Here is a 25,507-nt window from a genome sequence, read left to right as displayed (position 1 = left end):
GGTGATGAATGCACATAACTCAAGGTCCGCAGTTCAATGGAAAAGCATCCAAGCGATTACATGTCATGGCGAAACCTATCGGTGCAGTGTGCAATATCGATTGCACCTATTGTTATTACCTAAGCAAACAAGATTTACTTGAGTACAAGCCAGGCTGCTCACCAGTCATGGATGAGGAAACGCTAGAGACCTATATCCGTCAATATATAGCGGGACAAAATACACCTGAAATTATTTTCTCTTGGCAGGGTGGTGAGCCGACAATGCTAGGTTTGGATTATTTCAAGACAATTGTTGAGCTACAGAATAAATACCGTCCCGATGGCATTACGATCTCCAATGATCTCCAGACTAATGGCACACTGCTTAACGATGAATGGTGTGAGTTTTTAAAGGCGAAAAACTTTCTCGTCGGTTTAAGCATTGATGGTCCAGAAATGATGCATAACGCTTATCGAACAAACCGAGCTGGTAGAGGCACATTCCGGCAAGTCATGAATGCGGTTGAACTATTACATAAGCACGAAGTAAAGTTTGCTACGCTCACTTGTGTTAACAACTTGACCAGCCGTAACCCACTTGAAGTGTACCGATTCTTGCGAGATGAAGTACGCTCCCCTCAAATGCAGTTTATTCCAATAGTTGAGCAGAAAACATTCAGAACAACCGCCCCTCAAACTTGGGAGCCAAACGAGCAACTAAAGCAAGGAGATAAACGGTTGATCCCAGGTCATAAAGATGCCGTTGTTGAGCCTTTTTGCGTTGCGGATGAAGCATGGGGAAATTTTCTGATCGCGATTTTCAATGAATGGGTTTTACACGATATCGGCAACGTGTTTGTGCAGTACTTTGAAGCCAGTATCGAAACCTGGATGGGCAGAAAAAACCCACTGTGTACGTTAGGTGAAATCTGCGGGAAGGGCTTAGCAATGGAGCCTAATGGTGATGTGTTTGCGTGTGATCATTACGTGTACCCAGAATATAAGGTTGGAAACATTCATCACGAAAAGCTCGATACGCTCGCTTATAGCTCTGAGCAGCAGAAATTTGGGTTTGCTAAAAGTCGTACGCTGCCCCAACAGTGCCTTCAATGTGATTATCAATTTGCATGTTTTGGAGAATGTCCCAAAAACCGTTTTATCCGTACTAGGCAAGGTGAGCCTGGTCTTAATTATCTCTGCGCGGGTTGGAAGAAGTTTTTTACCCATGTTGATCAGTCGATGGCGTACATCTTACGAGCGACAGGTAACCCAGTTGTTCACGGTAAATACAGTGAACAGATTCTACGCCAGCAAGCTACTCAAACACAGACTGTGTTTGAAACGAAGTTTTAAGATAGTCACTACGCCTGCTACAGGCCCGGAAATGAAAGAATATAGGTTATTGAATGCAAAAAATTAAGCTGCTCTCTAAATCATTACTCGTGATCTCGATCGGCATTGCTGCGAGTCAAGCAGCAGTGGCACAAGAAACAACATTGCTAGACCCAGATCAAGTATCGCCGACAACGGTTGTCACTCCACAAGAAGCGAAAATGACACCGGCGCAACGAGTCGAAAAGCTGTCTTATGATTCGCAAAATAAAAAGTTGTCTTCAGAAAAACGTATTGATGCTTTACGTGAGTTAGCCAACTATCCAAGCCAAAATGCATTGGTTGCAGTTGCGCGTGGGTTGCAGGATGAAGATGCAGGTATTCGCGAAGCTGCGATTGTGGGAGCACAGCCATATATGATTGAGCACCGTTGGCGTTTGATTTCACCATTATTGAGTGATGACGCCGCCATGGTGCGAATTACAGCAGCGATTAACCTCGTTCGAGATTACGCCAATTTGAGTTCAGAGCAACAGCAGTCACTTGAAGGGCCTGTTTCAGAGCTGACAGCACACTTGTCCAGTAAGAACGATAATGTTTCCAAGTTATTACTTGCAGACGTTTACCGTTGGCATCGTGATTGGGATAAAGCGGCGCTGATATACCCAGAGTTAACTAAGCTTGAGCCAAACAACCCTCAAGTTTGGTTAAGCTACGCAGACAACTTCCGAGCGCAACAGCTAGACCAAAAAGCTATCAACGTGCTTGACGAGGGTATCAAGCTAAATTCAGAAGATGCCTCGCTGCATTATTCTAAATCTCTCGCTTTGGTTAGATTAGACAAAAAGAAAGAAGCGGCGTTTGAAATAGACAAAGCTGCGACGATGGCAAAGACGAACAGTTACTTTTGGTACTTAAATGGTGTTCTGCAAGAAGAGTTAGACTTGAAGAAGTCTGTCAACGCTTTTGAGCAAGCGTATTTGATATCCGGTGCTCCAGAACAATTGTATGCCGTGTGTGACATCTATGTTAGATACGGCAACCCTAAAACGGATGACTGTTTAACAGAGCTAACGAAGGTCGCTCCCGACTATGTTATTGAAGAGCTCAATCAGAAAAAGGGACGTAAAAGTGCCCCTACATCAGTTGAAGCCAATGAATTTAAACTCTAATCGTTAAATTCCATGTTTCTATTTTAATAAAATAGTGGACTAGATTGGTGACATTGTCACTTTTTGGTAGCCGTTGCATATTTCAGTTCAATATGCGCCTGTTTCAATTGAACTATACTTTTGATTGGATTCGCACCTAGCACCTCAATATAAGGAATTAAGATGGCTATAAAGTTAAAGGCGATTGTCTTAGCAACAGGTTTTGCTCTGTCTAGTTACGCTGTTGCTGCTGATATGCAAGATCCACTTCCGTCATGGAACAACACTGACGCTAAGCAAGCTATTGTGGCGTTTGTTACGAAAACAACGACCCAAGGTTCGGATTCCTATGTTCCTGAAAGCCAACGAATCGCGACGTTTGATAATGATGGAACACTTTGGGCAGAAAAGCCTGTTTATCTACAGTTGTTTTTTGCGATCGATAGAGTAAAAGAAATGGCCTCTGAGCATCCTGATTGGAAGACAACCGAACCCTTTGCTTCCGCATTAAAAGGTGACATGGAGGGGATTGGTAAACAAGGACTCGAAGGTGTAATGAAGCTTGTTATGGCAACCCATTCTGGAATGTCTACTGAACAGTTTCATCAAGAAGTTAAGGAATGGTTGAAAACGGCTGTCCATCCAACAACGGGTAGACCATACACTGAAATGGTCTATCAACCTATGCTCGAACTGCTCGACTATTTAAGAGCGAACGACTATCAGACCTACATCGTTTCTGGAGGCGGAATTGAATTTATGCGCGTTTGGGCGCCGGAAGTATACGGCATTCCAACGCAAAACATCGTGGGAACGACGTTAAAGGCGGAATATCAAAGTGTTGATGGAAAACCTACCATCCAACGCATGCCGGAAATAGACTTTGTCAATGACAAAGCAGTAAAGCCTGTGACGATTCAAAACTTCATTGGCAAACGTCCGGTAATGGCGTTTGGTAATTCTGATGGTGATTTACAGATGTTAGAGTGGACGAAAGCAGGTTCAGGTCCAAGATTTTCTGCGATTATCCATCACACGGATGACAAGCGTGAATGGGCGTATGATAAAGATTCGCATGTTGGTAAGTTAGATAAATCGTTTAAAGTAGGTGAAGAGCAAGGTTGGCTATTTGTCGATATGAAACAAGATTGGAATCAAGTGTTTAAAGAGAGCACTAAATGATAATCTTTGTTTGACCATAACTTGCTGCAACCAAACAATTGCAACGAAATAAAAGGCCTCACAATTGAGGCCTTAGTTAATTCCACAATAGCTTCGATACCTAGGGTCTAGTTTCTAGGTTGCTGTGTCATTGTTTCTACCACTTTTTCAATACTTAACGAGCTACCTTTCGTTGCAGGGAACTCCTTAAATGTCTCTAGGAACTTACGCACGATAGCTTGAGCAGGAACGAACATCCACATTTGATCAGCGTAAAAATGTCTGACGTAAAGTGCTGCATCTGGACCGACCTCAAATGGATCCATACGAAGGTTTACAATCAAAGGCCAACTAGGTGTTTTGCGGTATGCCTCATTAATGGCACCCTCCATAATACTGAAGTGGATCTTCCAGTCTTTATAACGAACGGCGTTTAAATTACCACCAGCATCGAAGTAAAAGATTTCTTTGCGTGCGCCTTCATCAGCTTTACCAGTCAGCAGATCAAGTTGGTTGTAGCCATCTAAATGTGCTTTAAAGGTTTTGCCCGCTGCTTTATGACCCTTCAATAGTTTTTCTTTCACATCAGGTTCGCCCACAGCTGCGAGTAGAGTTGGCATCCAGTCTTCTTGTGAAAAGATATCGTTGATAACCGTTCCTGGTTTAATGTTTCCAGGCCAGCGTACCATCATCGGAACGCGGAATCCGCCTTCCCAAGTCGTACCTTTTTCGCCCTTGAACGGTGTAGTACCACCATCTGGCCAGGTAAATTTCTCAGCGCCATTATCAGTACTAAAAACAACAATGGTGTTATCTGCTACGCCTAGCTCTTCAAGTTTATCAAGCATGACACCTACTTGATCATCTAGGTCCATCATGCCATCGGCGTATAAGCCGTAACCTGACTTCCCTTGATATTCTTCACTCAAATGTGTCCAGACGTGCATACGGGTTGAGTTATGCCAAATAAAGAATGGTTTGTCTTCTTTTACTGCTTTTTCCATAAAGGCCAAGCTAGCATCCATGAACTCTCGGTCTACGTTTTCCATACGCTTACGAGTAAGGGGACCTGTGTCCTCGATTTTGCCATCCGCAGTCGCCTTCAACACGCCTCGAGGTCCGAATTTTTTACGAAACTCTGGATCTTTTGGATAAAACTCAGACTCAGGCTCTTCTTCCGCGTTTAAATGGTATAGGTTACCAAAGAACTCATCAAACCCATGGTTAGTTGGTAGGTGCTCATCTTGATCACCAAGGTGGTTTTTACCAAACTGACCAGACACATAGCCGTGATTTTTAAGTAACTCTGCGATAGTAGGATCTTTCGATTGAATACCCTCTTTTGCGCCGGGCATACCAATAGTCAATAGACCGGTACGAAACGGATGTTGACCCAGAATAAATGAGGCTCGTCCGGCAGTACAACTCTGTTGTGCGTAAGCGTCTGTGAAAATGGCACCTTCATTGGCGATTTTATCAATGTTAGGAGTCTTCCCTCCCATCATACCATTGTGATATGCACTAATGTTGTATACACCTACATCGTCACCCCAGAACACAAGGATGTTGGGCTTATCGGCAGCAAAGGCTGTGGACGCAGCTAATGTACCGACCAATGCCATTACCTTTTTAATCGAGTTTCGCATGAAAATCCTCCGCGATAAATGAATCCATTATCGTTATATAACGTTACTAATTGTGTTCATCATGGCGAAGTCGAGTGAGATGACACCAAATGAGACAATGTAGTCAGTTGAATATAGTAGAGGTTTTTTGTTGCTTCCAAGTAATCCCTGTTTTTCAAAAATGTTAACTAACATGGACTAGACTTTAGTGTGTTTTAAGTGTGATAAGAAGCACTTACAGGATTGAATTTCAATGAAAGGCGACACTATGAAAAATAAACTAGCAACTATCCTGTTTCTATGTATCCCGTTAGAAGTGGTTGCGGAAGAGACACCAAATGTCGTGGTAATGTTGGTTGATAACCTTGGGTGGGGGGAACTAAGTTCCTATGGGAGTACCAGAGGTGTTGAAACTAAAAACTTAGATCAACTTGCTAGAGAAGGTGTACGCCTTACTAATTTTAATGTGGAACCGCAATGCACGCCAACTCGCTCCTCATTCATGACGGGGAGGCGAGCGCTTAGATCTGGGACAGATAAGGTTGTTTGGGGAGTGCCTTACGGTATGGTGAACTGGGAGATAACCATTGCAGAGAAGTTTAAGGAACAAGGATATAACACGAGCCTTTACGGGAAATGGCATTTGGGAGACCAAAAAGGGCGCTTTCCAACGGATCAAGGCTTTGATGAATGGTATGGCATTGCAAATACGACGGATGAGTCAGAATATAGCTCTCAACCCGGTTATAAAGCTATATTACCTAAACCTCAAATCCTTTCAGCTAGAGCAGGGCAGGATCCTAAAGGGGTCAAAGAATATAATTTGGACTCACGTAGAACGATTGACAGTGAGCTAGTTGAACATGCCACAGATTTTATAAATCGAAATGTGAAAGAGAATAAGCCATTTTTCTCTGTAATTACTTTTACTCAACCACATTTACCGACGCTACCTCATCCTGATTTTATTGGTAAAACAGGCAAAGGAAATTACTCAGATGTGTTAGCTGAGATAGATTTTCGAGCTGGGCAAGTTATTGGTGCAATAGAAAAAGCAGGAATTAAAGACAATACACTAGTGATTTGGTTTTCTGACAACGGTCCAGAGTGGCATATGCCATACCAAGGCTCTAGCGGACCATGGCGTGGTGCGTACTTTACGGCTCTTGAAGGCTCTCTCCGAACACCATTTATTGCCTCTTGGCCTAACCACATCAAACCGGGCAGAGTGAGTGATGAAATTATCCATGTTGTGGATCTATTTGCCTCACTTTCTCATGTCGGTGGATACAAATTACCAAGCGATAGAACAATAGATAGTATTGATCAGTGGGCCTTTTTAAAGGGAGATAGTGAAAAGTCTAATCGAGATGGTTTCATCGTTAACAATGGATCTGAAACCTACGCTTATAAGTGGGAAAATTACAAGATGCACTTTATTGATCAAGATATCATGCCGGAGAAAGGGCGCCCATTACAGATCCCTGAAATATACAATTTGATTGATGACCCTAAAGAGGAGTTTGATTTAAGAAATAATGCCACATGGTTATTTCCTATCATGATAGGAAAGAGAGTAAAGTTTGAATCTTCCGTTTCAACAAGCTGCGATACGATTCCTTTCCCTGCTCCATTTGGATATGAGCCCGATTGTAGCAAGGGGAATTTCAATCAATTTCCAGTGGATGGATTACGCCAGAAGTAGTTTACCCCAATGGCTCTTTCTCGCATACATGAGGTATGTTTTTGGTTCAATATCTCATTAGAGCCATTTAGGGCCATGTTTTTTCTAGTTTCATTTGAACAGTCATATTCGTCGACCATACTTAAAGTTCGTTGTTTCATATGGGGCGAATTATGCAGCCAATACTCTACATTCAAATCGGTAATGTTCTTTGGGCGGTTTTAAGTGACGGTTCTTGGATCCAAATGTTGCCCAACGAACAATTAGTTCCAGAAGTAGAGGTGGTTGTTCTTAATACTGACATTCTCGATATTGCATTTAATGAAGATACAACAAGTGAGGATGAATCGAGTTCGAATGATCTTTTAATTGCATCTCAAAACGGTATTGAATCCACTTTTAATCAGAGCGTTCGAGATTTTAGTGAGTCTTCTGGTGGGTTAAGTTTTGTTGCCTATATTCGCGCTGTTTTACCTGAGCAACTCGTTTCTAATGGCTATGTTACTAGGCCAGCAGTGCAAGAAAGAGAGAACCCAACTTCTGAGACTCAGGCTCCTGAGCGGTTGAATCCCGATGCTATATTAACGGTGGATATTCTTGATGGCGGCGATGGATACGAAAACCAGTTTGAAGTTCCTAGTGTCACGATTCAAGGTGACGCACTCAAGATAAGCGATGAGTGGCTTGTTACTATCACCATTACCGACAGCCTCAATAATTCCATTACTGTTACAACGACCGTAGAGAATGAGGCGTATACCCTATCAGGCGTTGATCTGTCTTCTCTTGCTGAAGGGCCGCTTACGGTGACTTCTGTGGTTTCTGACATTTATGGCAATAACCTGAACGCCGTCGATACGACCATTAAAGATACGCTTGCAACGGTGAACGTCAATTTTGATGGTGGAGGGGATGAGTATTTAAATCAGTACGAAATCGCGACTACTCGCCTCGAAGGGACGATTGAAAACATTGAAGATGGCCAGCGTATCCAAGTTACTGTAACCGACTCGTTAGGAGCGGTCATAAACTTAGAAACGGTGGTGACTGGTGGAAGTTGGTCTCTGGACGACGTTGACCTTTCTGGGTTGTCTGAAGGTACGCTGACAGTTGTTGCTGAGAGTATAGATATAGCGGGCAACCCTGCAACCAGTGAAAACACCATCATCAAAGATACGCTTGCAAGTGTGACGGTGGACGTTGACGATGGCGGAGACGGCTATTTAAACATTGAAGAGCGCCAATCTGTCACTTTGTCAGGGCAAGTCAGTGATGTTGAAAATGGTCAGACGGTTTCTGTCACGGTTCAAGACAGCTTGGGGGTGATGCTCTCGTTCAATGCCGTTGTCGTTGATGGTATGTGGCAAGTCGAAGGGGCGAACTTATCCACGTTAGCCGATGGGGCGTTAACCGTATCTGCCTCCGTGAATGATGTAGCGGGCAACCAAGCGAAAGCAATGGATGAGGCTACGACCATAGATGCCACTGCTCCCACCATTGATATCGATACGGATTTTTATATTAGCGGTGGCCTTGCCATTGATGATTTCCGTGAGGGTATAGTCACGGAAATGAGAGGGACAACCAGTGGTGTAGAGCAAGGTCTGGCAGTGACGATTCGGGTAAGTGACGGAGACAGCACGCTGAATTTTACTGGCCTTGTTGATGCATCAGGTTCGTGGACAGTAACCGGAATTGACGTAAACACTCTCAATCTAAACAGCACGTGGACCATTGAAGCTGAAGTGTTGGATGCCGCCGGCAACCATGCGGTCGATACCATGCCGACAATAGTGCTACCCGGTTCAACGGTATTTTCTGAAAACATCGTTGGATTTTTTGGTGAGCAAAGCAGCTCGGCAGCCATCAACATAGAAAATGGTGTGCCAGCACTGCATGCAGAGCAGCCAAGTTTGAGCGCGCTTACATCGGTCGGTCAATCTATTAACGTTGTTGTTGCAGAAGATGGGTTGAGCTTACAAGGAACATCGACTGACGACCGATTAGTTTTCTCAGCAGAAGTCAATGATGATGGTACGGTTCAAATTACTTTTTATGAAGCGATTGATCATGGTGTAGGTCAAGATGAGCTGGTGACTAACGTATTGGTTGAAAGCACTCAAAGTGATGCTGATGGTACACAAGAAACGGTTGTGGCCCCCCTAGAAATCGCCATCCTTGATGCCGATCCAGTGATCGCAAATGAGTCATATAGTGTAACCGAAGGCCAAGTCATTTCTGGCAATGTACTGGAGAATGACATTGATATTGATGGTGACTTGTACATTCGATATGTCAGAGCCGGAGGAGAGATCCAGTCTGTCCCTGATGGTGGCTCAGTAAGTTTTAGTCTAGAGAAGGGTGAATTAACCGTATTTTCAGATGGCTCTTGGCAGTTGAATGCCAGTCGCAACTTAGATCACACGGTTGAGCAAAGTCTCGTTTTTGATTATCTCGCAGCCGATGATTCAAAAGATTACGGTGTAGCAACCGCAACTATCGACATTATAGATGGCCAAGCGGGTTATGTAGGCAGCGCTACTATAAACACAGCAGAAGTACCTCTGGGAGAGGCATTATTAACCACCGAAGGCAGTGTTAATGTGATTGCTGGCTCTGATAACCCTGATCCGACTAGTTTGTATTTTGGTGGGGCATCCATTACTAAGTTAGAGGCATTAGGGCTTACAAGCTCAGTCTCTGATAATGAGCTTAGCTACACGTTAAGTTCCAGTGGAAAGCAAATCACAGCATTTGCCAATGGTGTGACTGTATTTACGTTAACATTGAGTGGCATTGAGTCGGGTAACGATGTACTAGCTTCAATCTCGCTTACTCTTGATCATCCTATCGACCAATTCAATAGTAGTGATACGGTCACTTTCCCGCTGACCATTGGAGGGACAGATCTAGACTCCACACCGCTTGTAGAGAATGAAATTGATTTCGTGTTGAAAGATGGTGTTGATCCTACGTTGAGCAACTTGACTGTTGTTGCAATCGAGGAGATTAATCTAGAAAGTGGGGCAATCTTTAAGACTGGGAGCCTTCAACTCGATATCGGGAGTGATTATGTTGACTCTCTTCGATTTAGCGAATTAAACCAGCCCACATTAGTGAGTAGTGAAAGTGAGTTGCTTTACCGTCTGTCTGATGACGGTACGACAATTACTGGCTATATCTTAGAAGGTGGGGTGGAAGTAAATATTTTTCAATCGAAACTATTATCCACATTACCTTTAGAGTCGAGTAGTGAAATAGAGTATTCCTTTGAATTATATCGCTCTTTCGATCTGTCAAAAGATCAAATCCTGGATATACCATTGTTAGTTAATGCAACAGATTCAGACGGTGACACCACCTCCGTAACATTGGATATTACCTTAGAGGCAATTGAAGGTTTGAACGATGATGCCTCTTTAACGGTGGATATTCTTGATGGCGGCGATGGATACGAAAACCAGTTTGAAGTTCCTAGTGTCACGATTCAAGGTGACGCACTCAAGATAAGCGATGAGTGGCTTGTTACTATCACCATTACCGACAGCCTCAATAATTCCATTACTGTTACAACGACCGTAGAGAATGAGGCGTATACCCTATCAGGCGTTGATCTGTCTTCTCTTGCTGAAGGGCCGCTTACGGTGACTTCTGTGGTTTCTGACATTTATGGCAATAACCTGAACGCCGTCGATACGACCATTAAAGATACGCTTGCAACGGTGAACGTCAATTTTGATGGTGGAGGGGATGAGTATTTAAATCAGTACGAAATCGCGACTACTCGCCTCGAAGGGACGATTGAAAACATTGAAGATGGCCAGCGTATCCAAGTTACTGTAACCGACTCGTTAGGAGCGGTCATAAACTTAGAAACGGTGGTGACTGGTGGAAGTTGGTCTCTGGACGACGTTGACCTTTCTGGGTTGTCTGAAGGTACGCTGACAGTTGTTGCTGAGAGTATAGATATAGCGGGCAACCCTGCAACCAGTGAAAACACCATCATCAAAGATACGCTTGCAAGTGTGACGGTGGACGTTGACGATGGCGGAGACGGCTATTTAAACATTGAAGAGCGCCAATCTGTCACTTTGTCAGGGCAAGTCAGTGATGTTGAAAATGGTCAGACGGTTTCTGTCACGGTTCAAGACAGCTTGGGGGTGATGCTCTCGTTCAATGCCGTTGTCGTTGATGGTATGTGGCAAGTCGAAGGGGCGAACTTATCCACGTTAGCCGATGGGGCGTTAACCGTATCTGCCTCCGTGAATGATGTAGCGGGCAACCAAGCGAAAGCAATGGATGAGGCTACGACCATAGATGCCACTGCTCCCACCATTGATATCGATACGGATTTTTATATTAGCGGTGGCCTTGCCATTGATGATTTCCGTGAGGGTATAGTCACGGAAATGAGAGGGACAACCAGTGGTGTAGAGCAAGGTCTGGCAGTGACGATTCGGGTAAGTGACGGAGACAGCACGCTGAATTTTACTGGCCTTGTTGATGCATCAGGTTCGTGGACAGTAACCGGAATTGACGTAAACACTCTCAATCTAAACAGCACGTGGACCATTGAAGCTGAAGTGTTGGATGCCGCCGGCAACCATGCGGTCGATACCATGCCGACAATAGTGCTACCCGGTTCAACGGTATTTTCTGAAAACATCGTTGGATTTTTTGGTGAGCAAAGCAGCTCGGCAGCCATCAACATAGAAAATGGTGTGCCAGCACTGCATGCAGAGCAGCCAAGTTTGAGCGCGCTTACATCGGTCGGTCAATCTATTAACGTTGTTGTTGCAGAAGATGGGTTGAGCTTACAAGGAACATCGACTGACGACCGATTAGTTTTCTCAGCAGAAGTCAATGATGATGGTACGGTTCAAATTACTTTTTATGAAGCGATTGATCATGGTGTAGGTCAAGATGAGCTGGTGACTAACGTATTGGTTGAAAGCACTCAAAGTGATGCTGATGGTACACAAGAGACGGTTGTGGCACCGTTAACGATTACTATTTATGACTCTGATCCGGTGATTAGAGATGACACATACTCAGTCTTAGAAGATCAAACAATTACGGGCAATCTACTTGAAAATGATATTGATCTTGATGGAACACTTTATGTGAAATTTGTAGAGGCTGGCGGGGAGCAGAAGTCAATTCTAGAGGGGGGATCCGTAAGTTTTAGTTTAGAAAAAGGCGAATTAACCGTATTTTCTGATGGCTCTTGGCAGTTTGATGCAGGTCGAAACCTAGATCATTCGGTCGAGCAAAGTGTTTCTTTCAGCTATTTAGCTGCAGATGACTCCCAAGACTATGGCTTGGCTAACGCGACCATTGACATTACTGATGGACAAGCAGGTTACGTAGGCAATGCGACTATAGACGTAACAGAAGTCCCTTTGGATGGCCCGATATTGAACTTTGAAGGAACTGTCAATATTGTCGCGGGATCTGACAATCCGGATCCGAGTAGTTTGTATTTCGGTGGGTCATCTATTACTAAGTTAGAAGCATTAGGGCTTACAAGCTCAGTCTCTGATAATGAGCTTAGCTACACGTTAAGTTCCAGTGGAAAGCAAATTACAGCATTTGCGAATGGTGTCACTGTATTTACGTTAACATTGAGTGGCGTTGAGTCGGGTAACGATGTATTAGCTTCAATTTCACTTACTCTTGAGCACCCTATCGATCAATTCAATAGCAGTGATACGGTCACTTTCCCGTTGACCATTGGTGGCGTAGATTTAGATGCCACACCGCTTGTAGAGAATGAAATTGACTATGTTCTAAAGGATGGCGCAGACCCAACTTTAAATAATTTGAATGGGGTAGAAGTAAAAGAATCTGATCTCGCAAATGGAAGTGTGTTGAGCTCAGGGAATTTTCAAGTTGAGGTTGGCAGTGATTACCTCGAATCTTTGTCGTTCATCGTCTCTGAACAACCCTTGTTGACGAGTGGTGAACAAGTTGTGCTTTATCAAGTCTCTGCGGATGGCAAAACACTTGATGGTTATATTCTTGACGAAGATGGGCAAACTCAGATTCCCATCTTTCAAGCTACCCTTAATGCTTCATTACCTATTGATGCAAATAGCGACATTACCTACTCCTTTGAGCTTTTTCAGGCTCTCGACCAACAAGAAAATACTGATCCAAACGTACCTCTCGTTGTTACTGCAATCGACTCAGACCAAGATAACACGTCGGTCGTTTTAGACATTAATGTTATAGATAACGACAATGGACAAGCGCTAATCAATAGTGGCAATGTCGAGTTAACCGAAACACCTGTCGATACAAACATTGCTCCTGATGGGGTTTCAGCCATAGCGAATACGGATGTGATAGTTACGTCATCATTCGATCCGATTGTGTATCTGGGTGTTGACATAAATGATGGAGATACTGTCAAAACTACACTTGGTGATGCTGTTACTTATAACGGAGAGGCTGTCACTTGGTACGATAACAATGATGGAAGCTTTGACGCAATTTCAGACACTGGAGACGTTGTATTTAGGGTCACGTTACCTAGTGACTTCTCTTTGCCATCAAATGATACGTCTACCGTTAATATAACTGTAGAGCTTTATCACTCGCTTGACCATGTTTTAGGTGATGGGACGCAATTGTCGATCTCTATGCCCATCGTGGCGAGAGATTCTGATGGAAGCGAGATCTCTACGGAGTCCAACATACTGGTCTATGATGGCTTGTTTCCGGAACTAGTAATTACAGAGGGAATCACAGTCAATGAAAGCGGGTTGAATGATGATTCGCTTGATTCTGGCATCGAGGGCTCGTCACCATCCATTACGCTATTACAAGGTTCAGACTCTATCGCCAGTGTGAGCGTGAATATCGATATGTTCAATGCGCTCGGCTATAAAACAAGTAGTGGTAGCTTGGTTTCGCTTGATTCACCGGACTCGAATGGTTGGTTATATGCAAGAGATGAAAGCGAGCAAGACGTCTTTAGAATTAGATTTAATACCGATGGGACTGTCGAGTTTGATCTATACCGTGCACTTGAACACGATGAACCTGACGGTGTTCCAGCGGACGAGAACACATTAGAACTCAGTTTTTCAATTTATGCCGTTGATAAGGATGGCGACCAGTCTGAAGCTGAGACATATACCGTTAGTGTAGTAGATGATATCCCTGAAGACACAAGCTCACCAATAGAAATTGAACTTACCGAGGGGGATGAGTTTTCGGGAAACTGGTTTAGCAATAATGCCGACTTAATCAGTTCAGATGGCACGTTGATTTCAAGTTTGACCTATGCAGGTGAAACATACGATACGGCGAGTTCGGTATTTAGCAATGATGCTTGGACCATCGATTTAATCAATAGTAGTGATGGTAACTTAAAATATGGAACGCTGACTATTGCTCAAGATGGGACATTTACGCTAACTACCGAGCTTATTGTTAATACGCCTGTAGGTGGTTTGCTTGATGATCTAACGATAACTGTGACGGATGCAGACGGTGACCAAGCAAGCAGTGAAGCTCAATTAATTCTTGATGATGCCAGGGGCTTTATTCGAACCGTTAATGTAGATACGTTAGAAGATAATGGCGCGAATAACAGTGGAGACCCCACGCCAGTCGCGTTACCGATTAGAGTTTCTCCTGGGGATACGGAGAATAATGAGCGTGTTGAAGCGATAAGGATCTCTGTTGAATCTCTACAAGGAGGGGCTCTGTTTTTAGACGGAGTGCGCCTTGAAGATGATGATAATGACGGATTTATTAGTCTTTCTGGTACAGAGCTAATGGGGGTGGGTATATTCACCGTTCCAAATGGTGATCTCACTTATCAACCAGCGCTAAACCTGTCGGGCAACACTATCAAAGTTTCGTTAGCAGTGTCTGCATTAATCGTATCTGATGTCGAACCAGATGGTTTTGTATTACAAGGCAATAACACGTTAAATGTTAACGTTTTACCGGTTGCAGATTTGCCAGAGTGGTCTCGTGATTCGGACTTTTCTTATCAAAGTGTTGAAGATTCCGCTGAATCACTTTCACTCAATATTGTTGCTGAAAAGTTTGACCAAGACGGTTCTGAAACGCTCCACTACCAAATTTCGAATATTCCAGATGGACTTATATTAACACTTAACGGAAGTGCTATTGAGGAAGGTAAAGCGTATAGCCAATCCGAGTTAGATCAAATTGAAATCACATCTAACGAAAACTTAGCCGGAAGATTTACTTTTGATGTAACGGCAGTAACGACTGAATCGGGTAGTGTGTTTGCCGATGAGCAAGATAAAACAGCGGAGATCACTGAGCAAGTTGTTATCGATATATCTCCAGATGCCGATGTGCCTACGTTGACCGTTAAAAACATTCAGGGGCTTGAAGACCAAGCGATTGACTTAAAAGAGTACATCCTAGGGCGGCTCACTGACACAGATGGCTCGGAGTCTCTGTCTTATCGCATAGAAGTTCAAGATGGTTGGACACTGCCTGTCGGAGCTGGGATCACGCTTATCGGTATTAATACCTACCTAGTGACCTCCAATGCTCTAGCCAATTCAGAGGCGTTACTTCAACCAAAATCGGATATCAGCTCATTTACTGAATCTCTATCCCTTCAAGTAACCGCCATTTCAACAGAGTCGACTATTGATGGCTTAGCACCTCTTAATGAAACCGCCGAGAGCCAATCTGCAACCATTGACATTAAGCTAAAAGGCGTGGTCGATGAACCAATTGTCCTAGATGGTGGACAGGGGAATTGGCAATATGATCAAGCGACTAAAGTAATTAGTAATCTCTCTACGTTAGACGAAGATAACCTGATACAACTGGATTTTATCATCCAGACATCAGACGACGATCTATCAGAAGAAATTAATATTTTGCTTCAGAACATCCCTTTGGGAACACAACTGACAGATGTAAATGGTGACCCTATTGTTCTTCCAATTGCTTACGTGGACCCAATAACGGGGCCAGTTTATCAGGTCTCGAATGCTGTTCTTGAAAACACTTACCTCAAAACAGAGCAAGATTTTAGTGGAACACTGAGCATGGATGTTATCGTCGTTTCAACAGAGCCGGATGGTGATTCTGCTGAAACCCCTCTTAAAGTGGAAATGGAAATCTCACCTATTGTTGATCAAACTGACGGTCAAGAATTACAAAGCAATGGTATTGAGGACAATTTCATCACACTAAATCTTGAGCCTGTCGTTAATCAAGATATAGATTCTAGTGAGTCCTTGACAGGATACACCATTGTATCCATTCCAGATGGCTTAACACTTTACTTTGATGGTAATGCAGTAGAGGAAAGTAATTTACCGTTAGAACTCAATGAACTACTCGATGGTAGCTCGGCAACATTATCTGAGTTGTTAAACAGTGGACGAATCACTGTAAAAGCTAATGAAGACCTAAGTGGGACGTTTAGCCTGGAAGTTCAGTACGAAGTGACAGACACGTCTCCTACGATGGAGACTGATGTAAAGGCAATCAATGGCTCTTTGAGCGTCTTGGTTTCTGGAAAAGTGGATATTGGTAATGAAGATATTGACAAAACACGTTTAGAAGGCGCGACTGAAGTATTCACAAGTACGGATGGGTCTGCTGTTGACGTGAGTGGAGGCATTACATTTACAGAAGCGGATATTGATGGTTCAGAGTATCTCGATTACATCGTTTTACAGATACCGCAGGGTCAAGACCTCATTGTTACTCATCCGAATGGTGCTTCTCAAGATGCCGATGGGAACTGGCTGATTCCAATGGAAGGAATCACAAGTGATAGCATGTTGGAAACCGCTCAAGATTTGCTTGCTGGCGCATCGATTTATAGCCCATCTAACACAGAGATACTTGATGTGAATGTGTTAGCGTATGTTCGAGATGGAACGGATGCTCAATACATCACAGGTCAGTTCCAAATTCAAATTACTGGCCATGAAGGAGATGGAGACCAGTGTGCTGATCCTGGTGAACCGGGAAGCGTTCAAAGTGGGGATATTGTAGGTAAAGAAGGTGAAGATGTCTCAATTGGGGCGTTTTTAAACCCTGATGTGGCGAGTAGTGATGGTAACTTAGTTTCCTTCTTTGTCGCCGCAGATTCTTTACCTGAAGGAGTCGAGCTTACTGGCGAAGGTGTGATACCTGCTTATGATAATGCGGGCAATCTGTTGGGTTATTCAATTTCTAGCGCTGGATTGTCTTCCTTGACGCTTACTGGCGTGGATGAGGACTTTGCTGGTTGCATTACTTTCAATTTAGAAGTGACAGAAACGGCCCCATGCGATGGTGACTCGAAAACAACCGCTCAGACCATTACGGTACAAATCTCTCCTGTTGTCGATGATATCGCGATAGCACCAAGCCAAGTTACGGTTCAAGAAGATACTATAACCAACCTGAATCTTGCTCTTGTATTGGGCGATAGTGAAGGGCCAATGCAGTCCATTACTGGAGAAGGTGACGCAGCGACTGGCCTTGAAAGTGTCAATTGGGTTTCTTTATCGGTGTCTGACGAGAATGCGCGGTTTACTGCCGTGGACCCGAGCCTACTCATTGACAATGGTGATGGAACATGGGTAGTGACAGATGTTACGCGTCTAAACGAAATTCAGTTAATCCCACCTGAAAACTACAGTGGAGAGCTTGTTATTTCCGTTGACGCAAACATTACTGATGAAGTCACGGGAAGTTGTTTAAGTACTGACAGTGCGAAAGATACTCAAACTAAATCAACAGAAGTTACCGTTACCATTGCCCCAGTGGTTGATAAAGCGGTTCTGGAAACAGAAGACGTAGTTGGTAATGAAGATAATTATATTTATTTAGGAAACTTATCTGCATCATTAATCGATCAAGATGGTTCTGAGTCGATGTCTTTGGTCATGACAGGAGTGCCAGACGGAGCCGTGTTGGTTTGGGACAATAACGGGACGTTCGACTTACTCCCTGATAACGGTTCAACGGATGGTGAGAGCAAAGAGTGGCAGCTAACTCAAGCACAACTTGATAAGGTTTACTTTCTACCGCCACTAGATTTTAGTGGGGATATTTCATTAACACTGCAAGCTATTACCCAAGAGTCTGGATCAAACAACTATAACTATACCACTTCTCAGTTCAACGTCGGCGTAAAACCGATTGGCGACGATGTATCGTTGAATACAAGCTCTAACACGTTCACTGGAGATGAAGGTGATTCCATTTCGATTGACTTTTTAGCGAGCGGTTTTGAAACAAATAGCAACGAATATATAGAAGTGTCGATGTTGATCAAAGCAAGCTCTGAACCCTCTGCATTGGAAGGCTTAGGTAGGATTCGTATTGGAACTCAATTCTCATCCTTTACCTTCGATGACGCGGGCAATGCCGTGGCGACGGTATTAGTGCGAGCAAATGAAGTGTCAGGTTTGGAGTTCGTTCCGAAGGATGCATTTGGAACGATGGATGTTGCTCTCAATGTTAGAACGTTTGATCAAGCGATAGTGTCAGGGAAACTCGAAACCGATTTTGGAGATGTGCAAAGCACCGATCTAACTATTGTTGTTACCCCTGAAGCTGATGAGCCAACACTAACGGCCGATTATCAATCTATTGTGTCTGAAGCGTCTGGGAGTATTCCTTTAGGGTTGAGCATGAATTTAGTCAACCCTGCACCCGAAGAGTTTGGAAGTGTGGAGATTCGCGGATTACCAACAGATCTAGAGTTGAGTCATGGTGAAAGATTGAACGGCTTTTATACTGTTGATCAAGAGGATGTCGCTGATCTTTCCATCGTTGGCGGGTTTAGCGGTGCAAGTGATTTTACGTTGTCGATAAAACCGATTGCAACACTGGGTGCTACAGTCGCAGAAGGTGCTGCTCAGACAGTCAATGTTGCCTTAGTGGAAGAGGGTGACCAAACATTACTTGCGACAGATGCTAATGATTTGCTTATTGGAGGAAGTGGCAGCGATGTATTCCAGTTTGACAGTTCAGGGCTCGGTAACGAGTTAAAGCCCTCGTACGATGTGATCAACGATTTCCAAATATCCGTTATTGGTGATGATAATGACACAATTGACATCGCCTCGATAATCACCGCTACCTCGATAACAGAAGTCGATAATAAGCTCGATTTAACAGAGAATGATGATGGCGTAACGCTTCACATAAAACCAGAAGAGACGGGGACAAAACAACAGATTCTTATGCAGGGCGTCACTCTCGATCAGCTTTACAAAGGTGACTCGACTGGCGTAGCCGAAGAAAATGTCTTACAGAAGATGATTGATGACAACAACTTGCTAGTAGGTGGTATGTCATGAAGCATCACTCATCCTCATCAAGTGAGCTGACTAACGATCCTTGGGGGCAATCGTTAACTTGGTTGATGCGTTATTTTGAGGTTAGACACCATACAAAAAAGGTGCTTTCTGGATTACCTCTTGTTGAGGGTAGATTGGATAGTGACTTATTCATCAGAGCCGCTGAGCGAGCCGATCTTGAACTCACATTAATCGATTTAAAATCCACCGCAATGTTGAGCCTTCCATTGGTGGTAATCAATAGGAAGACGTTACAACCCGCTATTATATCTGAGCGACATAACAGCGATTATCAAGTCACGTTATTTAGTGAAGACCAGAGTGAAACGCAATACGTTACGAGCGAGGAACTGCAGAATCAATTCCAGCCTCAAGCATGGCAAGTTTCTATGCGTCCAGAGCTGGACAAACGGATAAGTTCTATTCAAGCGGATTATAATGAACATTGGCTTTTCACCGTAGTAAAAGAAATGTCTCCGTGGTATCGAGATCTTTTGATTGCCTCTTTCCTTATCAATACGCTAGCGCTAGTTATTCCGCTTTTCACTATGAACGTTTACGATCGTGTAGTGCCTAATCAAGCTTTCAGTACATTATGGGTTTTGGTCGCTGGTGTCTCCGTCATCATTATTTTTGATTGGCTATTGCGTAAAGCAAGGGGAGTTGTCACTGATACCGCGGGTAAGTACATCGATAACAAGCTTTCTTCGATACTTTTTTCTAAAGTTATGGGGATGAAACTTGAACACCGTCCTGCATCAGTCGGGGCATTCGCTCGACAACTACAAGATTTTGATAGTGTTCGCGATTTTTTTACTTCTGCATCTCTTGTGACCTTAGTTGATCTCCCATTTACGTTGTTATTTTTAGTCTTAATAGGTTGGCTAGGTGGGGCAATGATGTTCATACCTATTGCCGTCATGTTTACCCTGCTGATCCTTGGCTTTGCGGTAAAAGCAAAAATAGAACAATCACATACGGAAAGTGCTGCACTATCCATGAAGCGACAAGCTCACTTGTTTGATTCATTGTCCTCTTTAAAAGAGATTAAGCAAAATAACGCTACGGGAGAAGCACAAAAGCGTTGGGAGCAAACGGTATCCATGCTTTCTGATTGGCAAAATCAATCGCGAAACTATTCGAATATCGTTGCTTACTCCATTCAATCTAGCCAGCAGATAATTACCGTAATGTTACTTGTAACAGGCGTGTACAGAATTTCTGAGGGATTGCTCAGCATGGGGGGGCTCATTGCTATTGTCATGCTTAGCGGTCGTGCTGCAGGGGCGATTAACCAGTTAGCTATGCTGTTACTTCGCTATCAACAGACAAAAACAGCGGTTGAAGGCTTAAATTCTATCATGTCTTTACCTCAGGAGGTGCAACGCAGTCAGGTCATTACGTCTGCCGAATTTACAGGGAATATACGTTTAGAAAACGTGAGCTTCCAATACCCAGATGTTGATATGCCATGTTTGAGAGATATTAATCTTACTATCAAGCAAGGCGAACGCGTTGGCGTTATTGGTAGTGCAGGAGCAGGAAAGTCTACACTCCTTTCTATTATTACCAATCAACTCAGTACCTTACAGGGTAGCGTTTATTTTGATGACATTGACAGTCAGCTTTGGCCCGCCGAATTGATAAGAGAGAAAACGGGTTGGGTTGGCCAAGATTCGCATCTTATATACGGCAGCATTATGGAAAACATAGTATTAGGACATCATGTTATTGATCAAGAACGATTACGCCGTGCGATAGAATTATCGGGTTTGAACCAGTACATGAGTCGCCTTCCTCATGGTCTAGAAACGCAAGTCGGAGAAGGAGGGCGTTATTTGTCGGGGGGGCAAAGGCAAGCTGTAGCGATTTCAAGAGCTTTTTATCGAAACCCTGCAGCATTAATTTTAGACGAGCCAACCAGTTCCTTAGACCAGCCAGCTGAGAATGCGTTGTTTAATGCTCTTAAATCGTTGCCGCACTCGACGACGATGATTATTAGCTCTCATAAACATTCCTTATTATCGCTTTGTGATCGAATTGTTGTGCTTGATAAAGGCACAATTTTGAGGGAAGGAGCGCCCCAAGAAATTTTTGCTAAACAACAGTCTAACGCGAAAACGAACAGAGTACGCGCAGTATCAATTGTACGCGAAGGAGGTCAATGATGAGCACAGTTCGTTGGAGTAATGCTCATTTAGCAAACCGTTCGAGAACGTTGATTTGGTTGTCTGCCGCGTTAGTGCTAAGTGTGATTATTTGGGCCTCGTGGGCGAGGTTAGACGAAGTGGTTGTCGGCGAAGGAAAGGTTGTTCCTACTTTGTCTGTTCAGACGATTCAGAGCTTAGAGGGAGGTATTCTAAAGGAGTTACTTGTCATGCCTGGTGAAAGCGTCACTAAGGGGCAAACCATCGCTATTCTGGATGATACAAGGTTTAAGTCGACCTATTCGGAGACCTCTGAACAAGTTGAATCTTTGCTCGCCAGAAAGCAGAGGCTTCAAATTGAATTAGAAACGGTAAAAGTGAATAGCCTCCAACTGGATTGGAAACAACAAGTGAGTATCGAGCCTCAGACATTTGATATTTCGATGACCGGCCACTCTGCCTATCTGAATGCCAAAGCAAACTATCTTGAGCGGTTGAGCCAACTGGAGTCTGAGCTGGAGGAGGCTAAATTGCGAATTGAGCAACAATCGCAAGCTTATCTAGATACCTTGAATACCATTCAAACACTAAAAAGCAGTCTGGTTATTGTCTCGAAAGAGCGAGATATGCTGAGAGAGGTGGTTTCTAGTGGCGCGGTAGCTGAAGTGGAATTATTAAAACTGAATAGAGACGTTATAAAGCTCAAAGGAGACATCGCGAGTTCACAAGCTGCTGCCCAAAAGCAAAGGGCTGTGTATTCTGAATCCATCGCAGATTATCGTGGTACTGCGCTTGCTTTTAGGGCAGAGGCACAAGGGCAGCTCAATGAAGTTGTGACGCAACTAGCGCAGCTCAATGAAAGTCGTCAGGCGATTGCGGATCAGTTGAATCGAACGCAGTTACTTTCTCCGGTCGATGGAACCATCAAAGATGTTTTTGTCAGAACCATCGGAGGTGTGGTTAAGCCGGGTGAGCCTATTTTAGAAATAGTCCCTCGTAATAGCACGTTAATCGTTGAAGCGAGAATTTCTCCTCAGAATATCGCCTTCATAAGGCCTGGCCTGCCGGCAACGGTAAAGTTGTCTGCCTATGACTTTGTCATTTACGGAGGCCTAGAAGGAGAAGTGACCTACGTAAGCGCCGATGCACTTCAAAATGAAGAGGGCAATGCCTACTACCGTGCCAACGTTACTTTCAAGGTTGATGATAAGTTTACGATCATCCCGGGAATGCAGGTTGTGGTAGACATTCTTACAGGAGAAAAAACAGTACTGAATTATTGGTTAAAACCTATATTACGTGCGAAAGAGAATTCGCTCAGAGAAAGATAGACATAAGGATATAAGATGCGGCTTAAATCAACGTTATTGGTCTTGTTTGCAGTATCATCGTCGCCAAACGCTTTGACTTTAGAAGAGTCAGTTACGTTATCTCTCGATAGCTCCCCAAGTTTGCTTGCTCGCTATTCTCGCTATGAGTCGATGGTACGAGACCGAAATGCCATAAATGGTTCATTTCTTCCTCAGGTTAATTTGTATGCAGCAGCAGGGTACGAAGGTACTCGATATAACAACGGAAACTACATCGACAGTGAAGATAGAACATTAGAAAGAACGGAGATGGGCGTAAGAATCTCCCAACTGTTATTTGATGGATTTAAAACAAGTGCTGACGTTGATCGCTTATCTTACGAGGCTGAAGCTGAACGCTTGGGCTTATTGGCATCTGCGGAAAATGTCGCATTAGATACTGTCAGAGCGTATGTGGATGTTTTACATGCCCGAGAGTTGATGAAACTGACAGAAAGAAACCTAAGTGAACACCAAGAGATCTACCGTTTCATTCTAGATAAAAAAGAAAAAGGTTTAACCAGCAACTCCGATTTAGCACAGGTTTCTTCGCGTGTCGCGACAACACAGTCCTCATTGATTGCCGCCCAAAACAATCTTTCCGATGCTAGAACAAGATTTGTACGTTTGGTTGGTCGAGCGCCGCAAAACTTAGTTGAGCCTGTTTACCCGCAGGAATTGCTTCCGAATAAGCTTGACGAAGCACTCAAACAAGCGGTTAGGTTGCACCCATCCATACAGTCAGCGATGAAAGATTTAGAGGCGGCTCGACATGAAGTAAAAAGAGAAAAGGGGGATTACTACCCAGAGCTCAAGCTTGAGCTGTCAGCCAACAAAACAGACAACGTGGATAATATTGAAGGCATTAACGAAGATGCAAAGGTTATGCTGACGATCAACTACGATCTTTTTAACGGCTTTTCTACAGACTCCCGAGTGGAGTCATCTGCCTGGCGAGTAGAGGAGGCGAGGGCTATTCGAGCAAATGCAGAACTAGATGCGAATGAAGGTGTAAGGCTGGCATGGGACGCACATACATTGCTTCAACAGCAAATGGAGTTTTTAAAAGTCAACGTTGATGCGGCGAAAGTAACTGAATTAGGGTACATCCAGCAGTTCAATGTAGGGCGACGCAGTTTGTTAGATGTATTAGATGCCAAAGTTGAAACGTTTGTTGCGAGACGGAACTACACCCGAACAAAGTACGATCATTTGGTTGCCACTTACCGTTTATTCAACTCGATGGGGATTCTGACTTATGCGTTGCGAGTTGAGTATCCAGAGAACTGGAAGGAGAACAATAATGGATAAATTCGCAGTGACGAGTCTTCTAGTTTTCATGTTAGCAGGCTGTGCTGAATCACCGAATACGACGTTGACCACTTACCAGTACAACGACCTTAAAGACAATGATAGTGATGGCGTGATAAACCAACGAGATAACTGCGCAGATACGCCAAAAGGTGTGGTTGTTGACAGTGAAGGCTGTGCGAATTGGGTCAACGACTCGCAGACACACCTGATCAGCTTTTTCTTTGCGATGGATGAGCATCAGGTAACGCCATCTCATGATATGCCGCTAAGCGAGTTGAAAGCACTGCTTCAGAGTAACCCAAATGCGCAAGTCATACTGATAGGAGACACAAGCCCTGAAGCGTCACTCGAATACAACAAAGCGTTGGCAAAGAAAAGGACGGCAGCTATACGAGAATTGCTAGTGAGAAACGGCATTCAAGATAATCGAATTGAAGAGCAAGAGTTTTATCAGAATACGGCATTGACGGTACAACTAAAAAAACGGGAAAGGCGCACAATTGCTGTTGTAAACACGAAAGCTGAAAGTACGGAACAAGCGTGGACTATATTTAGTTCGGACAGCGAGTTGACACCTAATTCGAAGTTGGAGCTGAATTATGAAAATTAAAGTCTTGCCTTTCCTTGCTCTAACTTCATGTTTGATTTCACCGCTGGCATTTTCTGACTCTGAGGCTCGAACATCGATTTTTGTCGAGCCAGAGATACTAGAAACGATAGAAACATTGATAGATGAGCCAAGTGTAAATGTAGCGCTTGCATCTCAGTCTGGTGGTTTTAACGACATGCTAAATGACGGAACCTCTATTGCGATCACATCTAAGAAATGGTCAGATGAAAACATCTCCCGATTTCAACGAGAAAGAGGCCACAGGCCTACACGTTTGTTTTTAATGGCAAACGCTATTGTCGTAATCAATAGTCAAAAGAGTACAGTAGATAGTTTTTCCGTTAGTGAATTGAAACGCTGTGATGCAAATACGTATGCTTTCGGGCAGATGCGTTTAAGTAACCCAGATGTGAGCTCTAATGGTTGCCAATCATCGATTCAAATGCTTGATGAAGACCGATTGAAACGGGCTTTAAGCGACGACTTGTCAGCCAAAGCTTATATGCGATACTCCGATTTTAAATACTCAGAACAGTGGTCGAGCTACAAGGCTCTCTCTGTTCATCATAACGATGACTCATGCTCTTTGAGCACAGATTGCATCTATTCTCTTCGCTATCCATTTTCCGTGGTCTATTACGTTTATATAAATAAACAATTCGACACTAATCAGAAGATCACAAAATCAAAACTATTTGAACTCCTTACAACCGACCACAATACACAACAGGTACGAAATGCTGGGTTTATTCCACTACCAAAAGCGCTTATTAAAAGAAATAGAGTGAAGTTAGGGCTAGATGAGCCAGTTGTTTTAAACGGGTATAAATAAACTTCAT

General features: G+C 43.6%; 11 protein-coding genes. 10 read left to right on the top strand and 1 reads right to left on the bottom strand.

From position 1 onward, the window contains the following. Positions 1–8 precede the first annotated feature (8 nt). The 3 genes from R7Z49_RS11120 (at position 9) to R7Z49_RS11110 (ending at position 3,646) form a co-directional block, all read left to right on the top strand. Positions 9–1,334 (top strand): anaerobic sulfatase maturase, encoded by a 1,326-nt coding sequence (locus R7Z49_RS11120; RefSeq protein WP_186584298.1) that lies wholly within the window; start codon positions 9–11, stop codon positions 1,332–1,334. 53 nt (positions 1,335–1,387) lie between these two features. Then, positions 1,388–2,485 (top strand): hypothetical protein, encoded by a 1,098-nt coding sequence (locus tag R7Z49_RS11115; protein WP_186584297.1) that lies wholly within the window; start codon positions 1,388–1,390, stop codon positions 2,483–2,485. A 162-nt stretch (positions 2,486–2,647) separates the two neighbouring features. Continuing rightward, a complete protein-coding gene (locus tag R7Z49_RS11110; RefSeq protein ID WP_054579698.1) occupies positions 2,648–3,646 on the top strand; it encodes an HAD family hydrolase in 999 nt (332 codons plus the stop codon). A 107-nt stretch (positions 3,647–3,753) separates the two neighbouring features. Here R7Z49_RS11110 and R7Z49_RS11105 read toward each other — a convergent pair whose 3' ends face one another. Next, positions 3,754–5,271, bottom strand: a complete 1,518-nt coding sequence (locus R7Z49_RS11105) for an arylsulfatase (RefSeq protein WP_005377761.1) — start codon at positions 5,269–5,271, stop codon at positions 3,754–3,756. Positions 5,272–5,518: 247 nt separating this feature from the next. Here R7Z49_RS11105 and R7Z49_RS11100 point away from each other — a divergent pair, with 247 nt between their 5' ends. The 7 genes from R7Z49_RS11100 (at position 5,519) to R7Z49_RS11070 (ending at position 25,500) form a co-directional block, all read left to right on the top strand. Continuing rightward, positions 5,519–6,955 (top strand): arylsulfatase, encoded by a 1,437-nt coding sequence (locus R7Z49_RS11100; protein ID WP_225478180.1) that lies wholly within the window; start codon positions 5,519–5,521, stop codon positions 6,953–6,955. Between the two features lie 152 nt (positions 6,956–7,107). Continuing rightward, positions 7,108–19,248 (top strand): Ig-like domain-containing protein, encoded by a 12,141-nt coding sequence (locus tag R7Z49_RS11095; protein ID WP_318111657.1) that lies wholly within the window; start codon positions 7,108–7,110, stop codon positions 19,246–19,248. Beyond that, the gene (locus tag R7Z49_RS11090) at positions 19,245–21,416 is read left to right on the top strand and encodes a type I secretion system permease/ATPase (protein WP_258676649.1); all 2,172 of its coding nucleotides are present in this window, start codon (positions 19,245–19,247) and stop codon (positions 21,414–21,416) included. The genes R7Z49_RS11095 and R7Z49_RS11090 overlap by 4 nt, the downstream gene beginning before the upstream one ends. Then, positions 21,413–22,726 carry an HlyD family type I secretion periplasmic adaptor subunit gene (locus tag R7Z49_RS11085; RefSeq protein WP_047102180.1) on the top strand — a complete coding sequence of 438 codons (1,314 nt, stop codon included), beginning with the start codon at positions 21,413–21,415 and terminating at the stop codon, positions 22,724–22,726. Before R7Z49_RS11090 ends, R7Z49_RS11085 begins: the two co-directional genes overlap by 4 nt. Positions 22,727–22,741: 15 nt before the next feature. Beyond that, positions 22,742–24,055, top strand: a complete 1,314-nt coding sequence (locus R7Z49_RS11080; RefSeq protein ID WP_053350589.1) for a TolC family outer membrane protein — start codon at positions 22,742–22,744, stop codon at positions 24,053–24,055. Then, complete coding sequence (locus tag R7Z49_RS11075; protein WP_053303115.1) at positions 24,048–24,668, top strand: OmpA family protein; 621 nt, start codon at positions 24,048–24,050, stop codon at positions 24,666–24,668. The genes R7Z49_RS11080 and R7Z49_RS11075 overlap by 8 nt, the downstream gene beginning before the upstream one ends. Next, a complete protein-coding gene (locus R7Z49_RS11070; protein ID WP_053350588.1) occupies positions 24,658–25,500 on the top strand; it encodes a hypothetical protein in 843 nt (280 codons plus the stop codon). The genes R7Z49_RS11075 and R7Z49_RS11070 overlap by 11 nt, the downstream gene beginning before the upstream one ends. The last annotated feature ends 7 nt before the right edge of the window (positions 25,501–25,507 follow it).

Source organism: Vibrio sp. 1562 (assembly GCF_033340155.1).
Lineage (GTDB): Bacteria > Pseudomonadota > Gammaproteobacteria > Enterobacterales > Vibrionaceae > Vibrio > Vibrio alginolyticus.
The sequence above is the reverse complement of the archived record's forward strand: the minus strand, read 5'-3'. Positions and strand labels throughout refer to the sequence as shown.

Coding starts and splice junctions, on each gene's coding strand:
- R7Z49_RS11115 (WP_186584297.1), top strand. CDS start 1,388: ATGCAAAAAATTAAGCTGCTCTCTAAATCATTACTCGTGATCTCGATC.
- R7Z49_RS11120 (WP_186584298.1), top strand. CDS start 9: ATGCACATAACTCAAGGTCCGCAGTTCAATGGAAAAGCATCCAAGCGA.
- R7Z49_RS11070 (WP_053350588.1), top strand. CDS start 24,658: ATGAAAATTAAAGTCTTGCCTTTCCTTGCTCTAACTTCATGTTTGATT.
- R7Z49_RS11105 (WP_005377761.1), bottom strand. CDS start 5,271: ATGCGAAACTCGATTAAAAAGGTAATGGCATTGGTCGGTACATTAGCT.
- R7Z49_RS11100 (WP_225478180.1), top strand. CDS start 5,519: ATGAAAAATAAACTAGCAACTATCCTGTTTCTATGTATCCCGTTAGAA.
- R7Z49_RS11090 (WP_258676649.1), top strand. CDS start 19,245: ATGAAGCATCACTCATCCTCATCAAGTGAGCTGACTAACGATCCTTGG.
- R7Z49_RS11095 (WP_318111657.1), top strand. CDS start 7,108: ATGCAGCCAATACTCTACATTCAAATCGGTAATGTTCTTTGGGCGGTT.
- R7Z49_RS11075 (WP_053303115.1), top strand. CDS start 24,048: ATGGATAAATTCGCAGTGACGAGTCTTCTAGTTTTCATGTTAGCAGGC.
- R7Z49_RS11080 (WP_053350589.1), top strand. CDS start 22,742: ATGCGGCTTAAATCAACGTTATTGGTCTTGTTTGCAGTATCATCGTCG.
- R7Z49_RS11110 (WP_054579698.1), top strand. CDS start 2,648: ATGGCTATAAAGTTAAAGGCGATTGTCTTAGCAACAGGTTTTGCTCTG.
- R7Z49_RS11085 (WP_047102180.1), top strand. CDS start 21,413: ATGATGAGCACAGTTCGTTGGAGTAATGCTCATTTAGCAAACCGTTCG.